This window comes from Psychromonas saccharinae (genome assembly GCF_051201515.1).
In the GTDB taxonomy this organism is placed as follows: Bacteria; Pseudomonadota; Gammaproteobacteria; order Enterobacterales; family Psychromonadaceae; genus Psychromonas.
On sequence record NZ_CP195153.1, the window covers coordinates 4,323,681 to 4,338,194 of the forward strand.

At 40.1% G+C, this 14,514-nt stretch carries 11 protein-coding genes; 2 read left to right on the plus strand and 9 right to left on the minus strand.

Going from position 1 to position 14,514, the window contains the following annotated elements; genetic code table 11:
• Positions 1–27: 27 nt before the first annotated feature.
• Complete coding sequence (locus tag ACR30L_RS19320; RefSeq protein WP_435235861.1) at positions 28–1,026, minus strand: glycine betaine ABC transporter substrate-binding protein; 999 nt, start codon at positions 1,024–1,026, stop codon at positions 28–30.
• 419 nt (positions 1,027–1,445) lie between these two features.
• Between ACR30L_RS19320 and ACR30L_RS19325 the strand changes: the two genes are divergently transcribed.
• On the plus strand, positions 1,446–3,146 hold the full coding sequence (locus ACR30L_RS19325; protein WP_435235862.1) for a 5-guanidino-2-oxopentanoate decarboxylase: 1,701 nt from the start codon (positions 1,446–1,448) through the stop codon (positions 3,144–3,146).
• A 67-nt stretch (positions 3,147–3,213) separates the two neighbouring features.
• Here the strand turns inward: ACR30L_RS19325 and ACR30L_RS19330 are convergent, their stop codons facing one another.
• The 5 genes from ACR30L_RS19330 to ACR30L_RS19350 form a co-directional block, all read right to left on the minus strand.
• Complete coding sequence (locus ACR30L_RS19330; protein WP_435235863.1) at positions 3,214–4,641, minus strand: aldehyde dehydrogenase family protein; 1,428 nt, start codon at positions 4,639–4,641, stop codon at positions 3,214–3,216.
• Positions 4,631–4,792: a TetR/AcrR family transcriptional regulator gene (locus tag ACR30L_RS19335; protein WP_435235864.1), complete on the minus strand. Its 162-nt coding sequence runs from the start codon at positions 4,790–4,792 to the stop codon at positions 4,631–4,633. Before ACR30L_RS19335 ends, ACR30L_RS19330 begins: the two co-directional genes overlap by 11 nt.
• Before the next feature lie 172 nt (positions 4,793–4,964).
• Positions 4,965–6,215: a DUF1566 domain-containing protein gene (locus ACR30L_RS19340; protein ID WP_435235865.1), complete on the minus strand. Its 1,251-nt coding sequence runs from the start codon at positions 6,213–6,215 to the stop codon at positions 4,965–4,967.
• A 240-nt stretch (positions 6,216–6,455) separates the two neighbouring features.
• Positions 6,456–7,655, minus strand: a complete 1,200-nt coding sequence (locus ACR30L_RS19345; protein WP_435235866.1) for a helix-turn-helix domain-containing protein — start codon at positions 7,653–7,655, stop codon at positions 6,456–6,458.
• A gap of 104 nt (positions 7,656–7,759) precedes the next feature.
• The gene (locus tag ACR30L_RS19350; RefSeq protein ID WP_435235867.1) at positions 7,760–8,668 is read right to left on the minus strand and encodes a LysR family transcriptional regulator; all 909 of its coding nucleotides are present in this window, start codon (positions 8,666–8,668) and stop codon (positions 7,760–7,762) included.
• A 131-nt stretch (positions 8,669–8,799) separates the two neighbouring features.
• Between ACR30L_RS19350 and ACR30L_RS19355 the strand changes: the two genes are divergently transcribed.
• Positions 8,800–10,056 (plus strand): adenylosuccinate synthase, encoded by a 1,257-nt coding sequence (locus ACR30L_RS19355; RefSeq protein WP_435235868.1) that lies wholly within the window; start codon positions 8,800–8,802, stop codon positions 10,054–10,056.
• Positions 10,057–10,108: 52 nt separating this feature from the next.
• On the opposite strand, the gene ACR30L_RS19360 is transcribed toward ACR30L_RS19355, so the two are convergent.
• The 3 genes from ACR30L_RS19360 to ACR30L_RS19370 form a co-directional block, all read right to left on the minus strand.
• Positions 10,109–12,190: a S9 family peptidase gene (locus tag ACR30L_RS19360; protein ID WP_435235869.1), complete on the minus strand. Its 2,082-nt coding sequence runs from the start codon at positions 12,188–12,190 to the stop codon at positions 10,109–10,111.
• Between the two features lie 228 nt (positions 12,191–12,418).
• Positions 12,419–13,270 carry an ABC transporter permease gene (locus ACR30L_RS19365; protein ID WP_435235870.1) on the minus strand — a complete coding sequence of 284 codons (852 nt, stop codon included), beginning with the start codon at positions 13,268–13,270 and terminating at the stop codon, positions 12,419–12,421.
• Between the two features lie 3 nt (positions 13,271–13,273).
• The gene (locus ACR30L_RS19370) at positions 13,274–14,512 is read right to left on the minus strand and encodes an ABC transporter permease (RefSeq protein ID WP_435235871.1); all 1,239 of its coding nucleotides are present in this window, start codon (positions 14,510–14,512) and stop codon (positions 13,274–13,276) included.
• Positions 14,513–14,514 lie beyond the last annotated feature (2 nt).

The following is a 14,514-nucleotide window of genomic DNA, read 5'->3' on the forward strand; positions in this document are numbered from 1 at the left end:
AAGGGGGCTGAGTAGTTACAAATAAACTTAGTTAATCGCAGCAAGGGCCGTCGATACTTTCGCAGCAACCTCCGGCGTTACCCAGCTATTCCACGTTTCAGAATAATTTTTCATGAAGTAAAGCATCGCTTCTTCAGGAGCAGCACCTTCATCTTCCATCCATGCAAGTAACTTGTTTAAATCCTTATTCATGAAGCCACGTTTAGCGAGATATTCACCAACAACAGGATGATTTTCTGCAAATTCACTCGTTGTAATAGTGTAAACTTTTGCTCTTGGGTACATTGTCGCTTTCGGATTTTCACAATTTTCTTTAGTCATACAGAAGTAAGCTTCTTCATCGACACCGGTTCCGAAATCAACATTCACCATATTATAGCGACCTTGAATAGGCGTTGGTGTCCAGTAATAACCAAACCACCCTTGATTACGCTCATAGGCTTTCACTAAGGAACCCGATAATCCGGCACTTGAACCGGGATCAATCAATTCAAATCCAGCTTCTTTTAAACCCAGTACATCAAATAAATTTTGGTTAGTCGTTTGACATTTCCAGCCTGCGGGACAGTTATAAAGCGCACCCAATTCAGGGTTTTCTGGATTAGGAAAAAGTTCAGGGTGTTTCTTGATGCCTTCGATAGTACTCAGTTCAGGGTATTTATCGACCATATAACCCGGTATCCAGAAACCTTCTTGGCCGCCTTCTAACAGGGCTTTACCGACAATAGTAATGCGTTTTTCTGCAACACCTGCATCAATAGTGCCTTTGATTGCGTTTGTCCAAACTTCTGGCGCGATATCAGGTTGGCCTTTTTCGATCATGGATGTTGTTGTCGGCACGTTATCGCCAGGTACAATTTCAGTTTCACAACCAAAGCCATGATCCAGTATAAAGTCATCAATATGCGCGATCATACTTGCAGAATTCCAGTTCATATCTGCAATCGTGACCTTGCCACAATCTTCTGCTTGCGCTTGTGTACTCATTCCGCCTACAAGTGCAAGTATCGGTAGTGTCCATTTCATAGTGAATCCTTTTATGTTTTATATACATGTGTTTATAAATTGACTTTAAATACTACACAATAAATAATTAGAGCTCAAACCATTTTATTTGGTTATCATGTTACAAATACCAATGACACAATAATATAAACCAATAAAAATTATCACCAAAAACCTTAAACACCTGTTAAAAAAAGAATAAATATAACATACAACACCTATAATTTTCATTGGTCACAGCTTTACTTGAAGGAGATCGTTACAGCTCTAACCATTTAGTTCATCTGTTAATAAATTAAGATTTCCATTGCTACACGTTATTAACTGGTTTAAGGCGTAATATAGCGAAGATGCTTTTGTCGAAAAAAACATAAAAATCAATGTAGTAACAGTGATGTTAATCGCTTAAATTGCAGAGTAACGGGTTTGATGAGAGACTAATGAAACAACAAGAGGTTTCGTTCTCTTTCTATCGAGCTATTGTTACGCTTTTAGTTATTGCCATTTATAAATTTGTTAGTTTTAAGGAGAAAAATAATATGTTGCAAGGGAGTATAAGCTTAGGCGAACGTTTACCTGCTCTTTTGGTTGCGCGTGGTATTGATATTGTCTTTGGTATCCCCGGCGTCCACACGGTTGAAATGTATCGTGGTTTACCAGAAAGCGGCCTACGCCATATTACACCTCGTCACGAGCAAGGTGCAGGATTTATGGCTGACGGTTATGCGCGTGTTAGCGGTAAACCCGCAGCGTGTTTCATTATCTCTGGCCCTGGCATGACCAATATTGTCACCGCAATGGGACAAGCCTATGCAGATTCGATCCCGATGTTAGTTATTTCAACAGTCAATGCACATGGCCAAATGGGCTCGGGAGATGGTTGGCTACATGAAATGCCTAATCAAAGTGAATTAGTCTCTGGCGTCGCTGCATTTAGCAAAACGATTCATCACCCTAAAGAATTAGAAAAAGCTTTAGATGATGCCTTTGCAATCTTCCAATGTGCTCGTCCACGACCTGTCCATATTGAAATTCCACTCGATGTATTGCTTGAGCAAGTACCTAATCCACCAGTTTCTAAAGCACCGAGTTTATTTCCACCAGCCCCCGCTAACAATGCACTTAAAGCCGCGTTTAACGCATTAAGCACAGCAAAATCTCCGGTTATATTAGCAGGCGGTGGCGCCAAAAAAGCAGCCCTGTGTGATTTAGCTGAAACATTAGATGCACCTATTTTGATGACATCGAACGCGAGAGGCTCGATGCCAGTCGGCCATCCGTTATCTGTAACGACTATGGCCACACTGCCAAAAACACGTGAATTGGTTGCCAATGCCGATGTCGTTTTAGCATTAGGAACAGAATTAGGCCCAACTGATTACGATTGGGTCGATGACGGTGGATTTAAAATTAATGGCAAGTTGATTCGAGTTGATATCGATCCCGTACAATTACATCGAAATTTAAAAGCGCATATATGTGTGAATGCCGATGCGGTTGCGACTGTCGATGCCTTAATCGCATTATTGCCTAAACGAGAGTCTGGTGATGGTAGCGTAAGAGCAGCCTTAGCCTGTACCGATAAAGCCACATTTTCTGACCCCATTCAATCGGATTTGCGCATATTAGATATTATACGTGATCAACTTCCTAACTCACCGATTGTTGGCGACTCCACCCAGATTATTTATTCCGGCATTATGGCCTATGAAGCGGGTTGTTCTGCGGGGTTTTTCTCGTCAGCTTCAGGCTTTGGCACACTCGGTTACGGCTTACCCGCTGCCATTGGCGCAAGTCTTGCTATAGATGAAGATGAGCATGTTATCGCGATTACGGGTGATGGCGGCTTACAATTTTGTTTAGGCGAACTGGCTTCCGCAACAGAAGCGAAAGCAAACGTGATTATGGTGTTACATGATAATAATGGTTATGGCGAGATAAAAACATATATGCAGGACAGGGATATCCCACTAACGGGCGTCGATATATATACACCTGACTTAGTCAAAATAGCCGCCGCTTGTGATTGGGCTGTTTATACTCCAACATCCAGCACTTTTGCTAGTTGCCTTCAACAGGCCGCTGAACATAATGGCCCATCGTTAATTTATATATCAGAAGCAACCAGATTAGATTTCTAATCTAGTTTTAATCTAATGCTTACAAAAACCCCCTTCGCAATTAAATTGTTAAGGGGGTTAATATTTTTTAATCGGGATAATGCAGTGTTTTTATCTCAAGAAAATCTTCCAGTCCTAACACCCCACCTTCTCGACCGATTCCTGAATGTTTATAACCACCGAATGGACTGCCGTAACGATGTGGACCACCATTAATGTGCACCATGCCAGCACGTATTCGAGCAGCGACACGTTCTGCGCGCATCACATCATTTGAGTCAACATAGGCCGCTAATCCAAAATCAGTATCATTTGCCATTTCAATCGCTTGCGCTTCATCGTCAAAAACACTGATGGTCAATACAGGCCCAAAAATCTCTTCTCGGAATACGCTCATTGTACTCGTGACATCGGCAAAAAGAGTCGGTTTAGTGAAGTAACCCACCTCAAACCCTGTTGGTCGACCTTTACCACCAGTAAGTAAAGTTGCCCCTTCATTTATTCCTTTCTCAATCATCATCTGAACACGATCAAACTGAATACCACTCACTAAGGGCCCTAGATGATCGCCCTCGTCCTGCGGATTACCAACCACAACCTGAGATGCCACAGATTGTGCAATACGAAGCGCTTCATCATAGACCGATTGTTGCACAAGCATACGCGTTGGCGCATCACAGGATTGACCTGAATTATAAAAACAACTCTGAATACAATTTGTTATGCTTGCTTCAAGATCTGCATCATCAAAAATAATATAAGGCGATTTTCCGCCTAATTCCAATGTAACCCGCTTAACAGTATTCGCCGCACTTTTGCTAATTGTGATACCTGCTGCAGTTGAACCGGTAAATGAAATCATATCGACATCTTTATGTGCAGAAAGTACAGACCCGACATTAATCCCATCACCATTAACCAAATTAAAACAGCCCGCTGGAAATCCTGCTTCTTCAATCATTTCAGCGTATAGCATGGCACAAAGCGGCGTTTGTTCACTGGGTTTAAGTACGCATGTACAACCTGTTGCGAGGGCTGGAAGCACTTTAAGTGCAATTTGGTTTATAGGCCAATTCCATGGCGTGATAAGCCCGCAAACACCGATTGGCTCTCGACATAATACATCGCCATTCGATAATTTTTCACGTGTAGTTAACTGACGTAATCCATCGATAAATCCTTGCAGATGACCAATCCCTGTATCGGCTTGTGCTTCAGCAGACATGGTAGTCGGCGCACCTAGCTCAAGGGTAATAATATCGACCATTTCAACATAACGTCGCTTATAAATTTCAAGTAAACGCTCTAGCAGAACAAGACGTTCTTCTGTGCTTGTTTGGCTATAGCTAAGAAATATTTTCTTCGCTACGCTAACTGCATTATTAATATCAGCTTCAGCCCCCATAGAAATAACAGCAATCGGCTTTTCGTTGGCAGGGTTTATTACTTTAAAATCATTCGGTTTAGCCGGATTAACCCATTGACCATTAATAAAAAACTTACGCTTATCTAACATATTTTCCCTCGATATTCTCAATAGTTAATCTAGATTTCATAGAACCAAAATGATGATTAACTAACCCTTGAGAAACATTCGCTTCCTTGGTTATTTTTCGCATGGACAATCCCGTATAATAGGGCTCAACTTGGTTATTTTCTAATGCCATTACTACTTGTTAAATAAGCAATAACACATCAATTAGTTTATTGATTATACATTAAAATAGGCAAGGATTATGAGAATAAAAGCGAGTGATAAAACGAATTCACTATGGAAGGAAATAAGATAAAAACAAAAAGCGATAGCAGGCACTATCGCTTTAATATCTGTTGCCCAGATTACTTAATATTACGCACTAATAGCGTGTAGTTTTTGGTCATAACCAAATCCGTTGCATTCTCAGAGGCCATCTCGTAATCGGCTGGCGTCCCAGATTTAGGATCGCTACGTTGTGCTCCTGCACCATGCCAATCATAGTATTCGGTAGCCGAGGAATTTTTCTTACTAAAGGCTTTCCCAAAGGAAATATAAGTCGCAGTGTATTTAAAGTCACCCTGAGTGGTGCTTGACCAAACCCACATTGGATCATTAATTGTATTGTCGCCCGAAATAGTAAAGAAATTAGTATCAATGGCTGGCCAAATCCCAACACCACGTCCGTATTTTACGATACTTTGTAGCTCTTTGATGTTCGGCATACGCCAGTCGGAATACCCAGCAAAATTCGCATTTTCGGCATAGGCTAAACTATCCTGCCAATTACGTCTTGTTCCATCGTCAGCACTTTGCCACATTAATCCTGTCGCGTTATCTGTCACGGTGCCGTTATCATTGCTCACAAAATCATTTACACCATATACATTTTCTTCACCACGAACACAGCGAACGAAATTACCTGGCGCACTTACACTTTTACTATCTGTACCGAATTTATAACCCGTTTCATAGGCTTTTATATGACCATCCGCAAAGTTAAATCCGAAGGCCGCATCCACATTTTGAGTGGCATGAACCGGACCTTGTGTGTACTTCGTAATTGACCAATATTGACCAATGTAAGCCATTCTTGCATCGTATTGAAAATCAAAATAATCCGTATCGATATAAGGTGTATTTTCACTGTCATCACGGGGATTAACAATTTCTCCTCTGAAATCAGCTAAGGAATACAACTCTTTAATCGTCGGTAAACGCCAATCGGTGTGATTTGCTGTGGTTAAACTTTCGCAATAACCAATCGCATCATCGTAGGAATTATGATCGTAATTTGGTGTTTTCTGCCACATCATACCGGTATTATTATCGGTAATTGTTTTATCGCCATTATCCGTATAAGAAGGTTGAACACCCGAGTATTGCGCATCTTGCCCATATAAATCAGCGCCTTTTATCGGACAGGTTATCGCATCGCCCGCGTTATCAAAACAACGATCCTGAGCCGTATCAACCAACATAAATTTAACCTTCGGTGTCGCTTGATTGGCAGCATTTTCAATACTATTTGTCACAACACTTTCACTGCATCCAGCAGCCAATAACATAGATACACTGGTGACTAATAATTTTTTATTGGTGGTTAATTTATACATTTTTCATTACCTTGTTTGTTCAATTAAAAATGTAGATTGCTAGCGATTAACGTGCGCTGCAATACAATGGCAACATGATCGACTATATGCTAAAAAATTACGCTTACGCCGCTAATCCCGAACATATTTAGCAAAAAAATCCCGTTCTTAATTTCAATTAACAAGAAGCTACAATTAGAAAAATGTATCACATAAAAATAAATTACCTTTATTAAACAACCAATTAAAACTCCCGCTAAATCAGTACTTTTGTTTTTTATACTGAGAAGGCGTCATTGACGTTAATTTTTTAAAGGCAACATTAAAAGTAGATTTTGAGTTAAAACCAGACTGATAAGCAATCTCTAACATACTTAATGGATTATTTTCAGCATCATCAATATAATGCTTTACCGTATTGATTCGATACTCATTAATGAATAAATAAAAATTTTTATTAAGTTGTTCACTGATAATTTGGGTTAAATAATGACGTGGAATTGCAATTTGTTTAGATAGTTTTTCAATGGTTAAATTTGCATCTAAATACGGCTTTTGCGACGCCATATAGTCTTCCAATTTTTGCAAATACTTCGACGCTTTATCTCTTGTTAAACCAGACCGCTCATATTTAGTTTTATTGTTTAAATCCGATAAAGGCGAAGGGGTGATATTTTCTATTTCGCTTAATTCATTATTTTTCAGCGGTGCAATATAAGGCTTTTCATCTTTACTGTTTTTGTCTTCCGTTATTAATGCCTGTGGTGAACTATCGATATACATCTCACTGAAAATAGCGGTCTGCTTTAAACTGAAAAAACTCAAAATAAACACGAAAAACGTTAATGTATAACTAGGTGACAAGACAATATTCGGCAAAGATAATAATGATGACATTGAAGAAATAAAATAGGTAAGAATAAACCAAGCAGAAATCCAATATAACCACTTTAATGTCACCTGCGAAGGCAACTCTGAAAAGTGATTTAACACTTCTTTACCGTGCTTTTTAAGACGTAAAACCGATATCAACGAGTAATAGGTCATCGATATAATATTAACGAAAACAATCACGTAATCAAATATCGATGTATAGTCAACTTCCATTCTTTCTAATGCATTAAAGGTTTTATCAAAAATTATCTGGTAACTGGTAAGCAATATAAACGGTAAAAAATGAAGGAGGTCGCGCCTATCAAATTGTTTTTCACCATGGGTAAGGCTTTTAATATATAACCATAAAAATGGACCAAAGGTAATTGGAAACATTAAATGTAATTGCAGAACATAAACAGGAATATCTAGCATATCCGGTTCAAGTATTCTTGATAATAACGGCAATGCGAGAAAGATAAACCAACCAATCAATATACTTTCATGAACCGGTTTACGTTTTTTAGAGAGTAGTAATATTACAATAAAGGTTGCATGAACAACCCCATAATGTGCAATCTCATGCATAATATCTCTGCCCATTTTCGAATAGTAAGGTGATTAATAAAAACGTTAATAATCATAACATTATTATTTATAGATCAAACCTGAACAGCGCACACAACACAGCATTACGGTTCACGTTTTAACCTGTTTTGTGAACGAATAATTTCCTCATTTACCCAATACAATAGCTGTTTTATCGCTTTCGATAATATTTGGTTTTGACGCACAATATAACCCAAACTGGTCGTTGGAAATTGCGGTAATGGTGTCACGGTTGCGGTTAAGTTATCTTTACTGTAAAGCGAAAACTCCGGCACTATCGCAATGCCAAATCCCGCTTCCGCCCAATCAATTTGCGCATCAACACTCCCTACTTCCATTATTCGGTAACGCGGTAAATTAAGTAATGGTAGTGCTAAATCAAGTAAATCTCGGGTCCGTGTATCATGACCTAATAAAATCAGTGTCGGTAATTCAGAACGTACCATATCCGTTTGCAACACTCGTTTTTGCCAATCGGCTAAATCATGCCCTAATGCACACCATTTAACCTGTTGTAACTCAGTGAAATGGAGTGGTTGACTCTCTTTTTGTGCTATCACAAAACCTAAATCAGCTTCGGCACTTTTAACCAATTCAGAGGCTTGAGAAGATGTCGTATTAAGTAATGAAAAATCAATATTGGGGAATTCTTGTTTAAATAATTGAAAAGGTTCGATCAGTAATAGACGAGAAATAATATCACTTGCGGCAATGGTTAATGTGCCTTGATGTAGATCGTTAATTGCGTTCAAATCCGCCTGACAGGTTTTTAATTCCATCAATGTTTTTTGAGACGTTTCAAGTAATCGACGCCCTGCTTGAGTTAATCGAAACGGATTACGTTCAATCAGCTTAATATGCGTCGCTGCTTCTAATTGCTTTAAATGCAAACTGACATTCGGCTGGGTCATATGCAAAGCCGCCGCTGCTTTGCCAAAATGCTTCAATTCAGACAAGGTGACAAAGGTCTTTAACCAATTGATATCAAGCATTGAAAACTCCCCAAATCTATCTTACTCAGACCATCTTATATGATTTTCTTATTGATATGATAATTATAATTAATTTCTCATATTAAATCAGACTGTATAACATAACCGCTTAATCAATAAGGAGTTAAATTATGTCATCGATTGTGGTTGTAGGTGCAAATTGGGGCGATGAAGGCAAAGGCCGTATCGTCGATTTTTTAGCTGAAGATGCAGCGGCGAGTATTCGCTTTCAAGGTGGTAACAATGCAGGTCATACCGTTGTGAATGATTTCGGCACCTTTAAATTACATCAATTACCGAGTGGCATTTTTAACCCAAATTGTATTGCAGTATTAGGCCCTGGCATGGTTATTAGCCCAGAAGCCTTAAGCCAAGAGATTGCAGAAGTTAAAGCTAGCAATGTTGAAGTGAAATTATGCATTTCTGACCGCGCAACGCTTTGTCTTCCTTTGCACGCACTTGAAGATACCTTAGAAGAACAACGTCTTGGCGATGCCGCCTACGGTTCAACCCGTCAAGGCATTGCCCCAGCTTACGGTGACCGCGTCATGAAAAAAGGGATTTTAGTAGGTTGGTTAAATCAACCAGAAGTGTTACAAGAACGCATTCAATTTATGCTTGATTGGAAAATGCCACAGTTAAAAGCACTCTATCCAAGCTGCGATTTCTCTCAAAGTGCCGCAGAAATGACGCAATGGTTATTGGATGTCACTGCACCTTGGCGCCAGTTTATTTGTAATGTCACTGAACCGTTAAAAGCCTTACAACAGAAACAAGCGACACTGTTATTTGAAGCCCAATTAGGAGCAGGCCGTGACCTTGTTTATGGTGAATACCCTTGGACAACCTCATCAAATGTAACCGCAGCTTACGCCGGTATCGGCAGTGGTTTACCTGCATTACGTCCAGAACGTATTGTTGCCGTGGCAAAATCATTTAGCTCTTCCGTTGGCACAGGTACCTTAGTCACTGCAATGGAACAACAGGATAACTTCCGTGAAAGTGCCAATGAATTTGGTGCCGTCACTGGTCGCCCTCGTGATATGGGATTCTTTGATGCCGTCGCAACGCGTAATGGTGTAGATCTTCAAGCCGCAACGGAAATTGCGCTCACTAAAATTGATTGTTTATCGGGCATGAAAGACTTAAAAATCTGTATTGCCTACGAAGGTGAACATCCAGAAAACCCAATTTGGCCACAAACAGCCTCATTAACGCCTGTATACGAAGAGATGCAAGGTTGGGATGAAGATATTACCGGTTGTCGCACCTTTGCTGATTTACCAACCGCAGCGCAAGCCTATGTAGAGCGCATCGAAACGCTAATGGGTGTGCCCGTCAGCATGGTATCCGTTGGCCCTGAACGCGAGCAAATGATTATTCGTTAATTAATCATCCTAGATACCCAGCTAATCTCGTTAGCTGGGTATTATCACATTTTTAGAGGCTCCCCTCTAATTCGGCTAAATCAATCAAAAAGGCAAACTCCCTCGCCGTATCTTTGAAATGTTGAAAACGCCCTGACTTACCACCGTGTCCCGCTTCCATATCCGTATAAAGTAGCAATTGATTATTATCGGTTTTTAATGCGCGCAATTTTGCTACCCATTTAGCCGGTTCCCAATATTGCACCTGCGAATCGTGCAACCCTGTCGTTACTAACATATTTGGGTAAGCTTTGGCGGTCACCTGATCGTAAGGGCTATAACTCAAGATATAATCATAATATTCGGGATCATTTGGATTCCCCCATTCATCATATTCCCCCGTAGTTAATGGAATCGAATCATCAAGCATGGTTGATACAACATCCACAAATGGCACTGCGGCAACCACACCACGGTATAACTCAGGCGCTTGATTAATCACACCGCCCATTAATAATCCCCCTGCACTTCCGCCCATGGCAAAGACCTTATCCTTCGCGCCGTAATGCTGCTCAACTAATGCCTTTGATACATCGATAAAATCATTAAAGGAGTTTTTCTTATTCAATAATTTACCCTGCTCATACCATTCTCGACCAAGCTCTTCACCACCTCGGACATGCGCAACAGCGTATACAAAACCACGATCTAGCAGACTTAAATTAGACGAGCTAAACCCAATATCTAAACTATGGCCATATGAACCATAGGCATAAATTAACAGGGGATTGCGATGATCAAATAAACTACATTTGTAGACTAATGAAACGGGTACTTCAACACCATCGCGTGCCGTCACCCAAACTCGTTCGCTTTGATAATCTTCAGCCTTAAAGTCCCCCATCACTTGGCTTTGTTTTAATAGGGTTGTTTCCCCCGTATCAAGATCCAATTCATAGACAGTCGCAGGGGTAGTAAAAGAGGTGTATTGATAGCGAAATTTACTACTATTAGGTTGTGGGTTGTTATGGCTAAATACCGTATAAACCGGATCGTTAAAACTCAGTGTTTTGGATTCTCCGGTTTGAAAGTTAATTTGTCGTAAAACAGGTAAGCCTAACTCACGCTCTTCGACAATTAACCAATCCTGCATTAATTCATAGCCTTCAAGTAAAACCGATTCTCTGGCTGGCACGACAGTATCCCAATATTGAGGTTGGTTGTTCCCCGCCAGATAATTATCGATACTGAGGGTATGTAGAGCAAAATTTTTACCGCTATGATTACTATAAATAAAGAACTTACCTTGAAAATAATCCAAGCTATATTCATGATCCCGCTGTCTTGCTAAAAAACAATCAAATTTACCAAGTGGTTGATTTGCATCTAACACCAAGCACTCTGAGGTTGTGGTACTGTCTAAACAAATAACTAAATAATCTTCAGAACGGGTTTTATATAAATTAACGGAAAAGGTATCGTCTTGCTCCTCATAAATAAGTACATCGTTATTGGGTGAATCCCCCAGAATATGACGGTAAACTTGGTATGACAGTAGCGTTTGTGCATGCTGTTTGACGTAAAAAACCGTTTTATTATCATTCGCCCACACCACATCGGTGACATCGTTGATGCTCTCTATAAATACTTCATTGGTCTGTAAGTCTTTAAAACGCAGGGTATATTGACGGCGGCTAACGGTATCTTCCGTGAAAGCAAGTAAACGCGAATTAGGCGATAAACTCAAACCGCCTAATTGATAATAAGCCAACCCTGCCGCACGTTCGTTACAATCAAAAAAGATTTGCTCTTCTCCTTCCATCGTCTCTTTATGGCGAGAGTAAACACTATAATCTTGACCTTCATTGAATCGAGAAATATACCAATACTCTTTTTTAAAATAAGGGACAGATTCTAATTCAGGCTCTTGTCTAGCAACCATTTCATCGTATAGATCTTTTTGCAGTGCGCTTAAGGGAGACATAACCTGATCGGTATAATAATTTTCTTCGTTTAAATACGCTAAGACTTCAGGATCCTTGCGCTCATCATCACGTAACCAAAAATAATCATCGTTACGTTGATGACCATGAATTTCATGCACATAAGGTTTAATCGCCGCCTTAGGGATCATTGTATTCACGTTATTACTCATCTCATGCCTCTTTTTATCGATATTCAATTCATCAAGAATTATTTTTAATTGAAAATCAGTCTATTACAAAGGCCATGCTGAAGATATCAATTATTAACGTCAAATGAATAAGAATGGCTTCGATTTGAAGTTAATAGGAATGCAATGGATATAGATTAATACTTATGCATTTAGCTCAGATTATTTTAAATTTTTATCTGTGCTAAGGACAAAAGCATATTATCTATTTTACAACTCCCCTTTATGTATCCGTTCTGAACGTGCTCTTAAGTATTCAAGCGTTAATAGGAGTAAAGCTGACACGAAGACTAACAAGGTCGCAACGGCTAAAATAGTTGGGCTGATTTGCTCTCGAAGACCAGAGAACATTTGTCTTGGGATAGTGCGTTGCTCGGGGCCGGCTAAAAATAAAACGACGACGACTTCATCAAAGGAAGTCACGAAGGCAAACAGTGCACCTGAAATCACACCAGGGCGGATTAGCGGCATAATGACTTTAAAGAAGGTGTAAGTCGGTTTCGCGCCCATTCCCAATGATGCATTCACCAATGAGTGGTCAAACCCAGCCAATGCGGCATTCACGGTAATAATAACAAAGGGTGTGCCGAGTACGGCGTGGGCAATGATGACGCCCAGGTAACTGCCAGCCAAATTAAACTGGGTATAAAAGAAGAACATCCCAGCGGCAGTAATAATCAGCGGTACGATCATCGGAGACAACAGCATTGCCATAATCATCCGTTGAAACGGCATATCGGAATTACTCATGCCAATCGCAGCGAGTGTTCCTAAAACCGTCGCAATAATAGTGGCACAAATACCAATAAAAAAGCTGTTTTGAATTGCTAATATCCATTTATCATCTTGAAGGATCTGGAGATACCACTTAGTTGAATAAGCAGCCGGATCGAGCGAAAGCATCCCATCGGTAAATGTAAAGAATGGTTCTGCATTAAAGGACAATGGAATAATAATAATAATCGGCAACATTAAAAATGCGAGCACGATATAAGCAGTCGAAGACAGGGTTAATGACCCTAACTTTTGTAACGGCGTGTAGTAGCGAGGAAATCGAGACATAATTTAACCCAACTTAATGTTATTGATCCCGACAAAACGGTCGTAGATCCAGTAAAGTAAAATGATCACTATCAGCATTAAGCTACTCAATGCGGCAGCAAGCTCCCAGTTATTAGAAGACTGCATGTGAAAGGCAATAATATTACTGATCATCTGCCCATCGGTTCCCCCCACCAGCGCCGGGGTGATGTAGTAGCCAATCGAGATAATAAAGACTAACAATGCACCCGCACTAAGGCCTGGCAATGTCATTGGGAAATAAATTTTAAAGAATGCGGGCATAGGTTTGGACCCCAAAGACAACGCAGCTCGAAAATAACTCGGATCAATATTTTTCATCACACTGTAAAGCGGTAAGACCATAAAAGGCAGAAGTATATGAGTCATTGAAATAATCGTTGCAAACTCGGTATACAACATTTCGATTGGCTCCTTGGTTATCCCAAGAAATTGTAATGTTGAGTTAATCACGCCGTTCGTTTGCAGCAGTGCAATCCACGATGTGGTTCGAACCAATAAAGAAGTCCAAAATGGTAATAAAACAAATACAATTAATGTATTGGCCTTTTTATCACTGCAGTTTGCTAAATAATAGGATAGTGGAAAAGCCAGCAACGCTGTTAATAAGGTGATCATTAAGGCAATACGCAAACTACGCCAATAAAGCTTGAGGTAGATCTGTGTATCTCGCGATTCAATCTCCCCCTGTTGATTGCGTTCTAAGTCCGTTGCAGTCAAGTAATAACGGTCAGTCCAAACACTCCCCTGTGCCTTAATGCCACTCCATAGGTCAGGGTTATTCCATTTTTTATGTAAAGAAAGTAATTGATCTCCCTTACCTGCCGCAAGTTCTTCAACTGATATACGTTTTATTTTACGTGCGCTAGATTTAACTAGACTTGAGGTGCCCGGTATAACTCGGTTTATCTCTTCAGCCAATTTACCAGAGCGTCGCTCTTCAGAAAGACTTCGTAATTCCAGACTAAATGCAGTTAATACTTCTGCAGGAGGCATTTTACCTGGTACCGTTTTCCATGCATCCATTTCCGTCAGTGTATTTGGAATTAACTGTGAAACAGTCGGGTTATACACACTGCGATAGAGCATGGTCGCAATAGGCGCAAGGAATGCCAGCGTCACAAAGCATAACAACGGTAACGTAAATGCTAAGAGTTTTAACTTTTTACGCCTAAGCTGTTTTTGGCTATGGGCAATTTCTTCAATGCTAAGGTGCGCTGACATCG

Excerpts from the sequence above, each read along its gene's own strand:
- ACR30L_RS19320 (WP_435235861.1), bottom strand. The coding sequence starts at position 1,026 with ATGAAATGGACACTACCGATACTTGCACTTGTAGGCGGAATGAGTACA.
- ACR30L_RS19370 (WP_435235871.1), bottom strand. The coding sequence starts at position 14,512 with ATGTCAGCGCACCTTAGCATTGAAGAAATTGCCCATAGCCAAAAACAG.
- ACR30L_RS19340 (WP_435235865.1), bottom strand. The coding sequence starts at position 6,215 with ATGTATAAATTAACCACCAATAAAAAATTATTAGTCACCAGTGTATCT.
- ACR30L_RS19325 (WP_435235862.1), top strand. The coding sequence starts at position 1,446 with ATGAAACAACAAGAGGTTTCGTTCTCTTTCTATCGAGCTATTGTTACG.
- ACR30L_RS19335 (WP_435235864.1), bottom strand. The coding sequence starts at position 4,792 with ATGGCATTAGAAAATAACCAAGTTGAGCCCTATTATACGGGATTGTCC.
- ACR30L_RS19330 (WP_435235863.1), bottom strand. The coding sequence starts at position 4,641 with ATGTTAGATAAGCGTAAGTTTTTTATTAATGGTCAATGGGTTAATCCG.
- ACR30L_RS19345 (WP_435235866.1), bottom strand. The coding sequence starts at position 7,655 with ATGCATGAGATTGCACATTATGGGGTTGTTCATGCAACCTTTATTGTA.
- ACR30L_RS19360 (WP_435235869.1), bottom strand. The coding sequence starts at position 12,190 with ATGAGTAATAACGTGAATACAATGATCCCTAAGGCGGCGATTAAACCT.
- ACR30L_RS19355 (WP_435235868.1), top strand. The coding sequence starts at position 8,800 with ATGTCATCGATTGTGGTTGTAGGTGCAAATTGGGGCGATGAAGGCAAA.
- ACR30L_RS19365 (WP_435235870.1), bottom strand. The coding sequence starts at position 13,270 with ATGTCTCGATTTCCTCGCTACTACACGCCGTTACAAAAGTTAGGGTCA.
- ACR30L_RS19350 (WP_435235867.1), bottom strand. The coding sequence starts at position 8,668 with ATGCTTGATATCAATTGGTTAAAGACCTTTGTCACCTTGTCTGAATTG.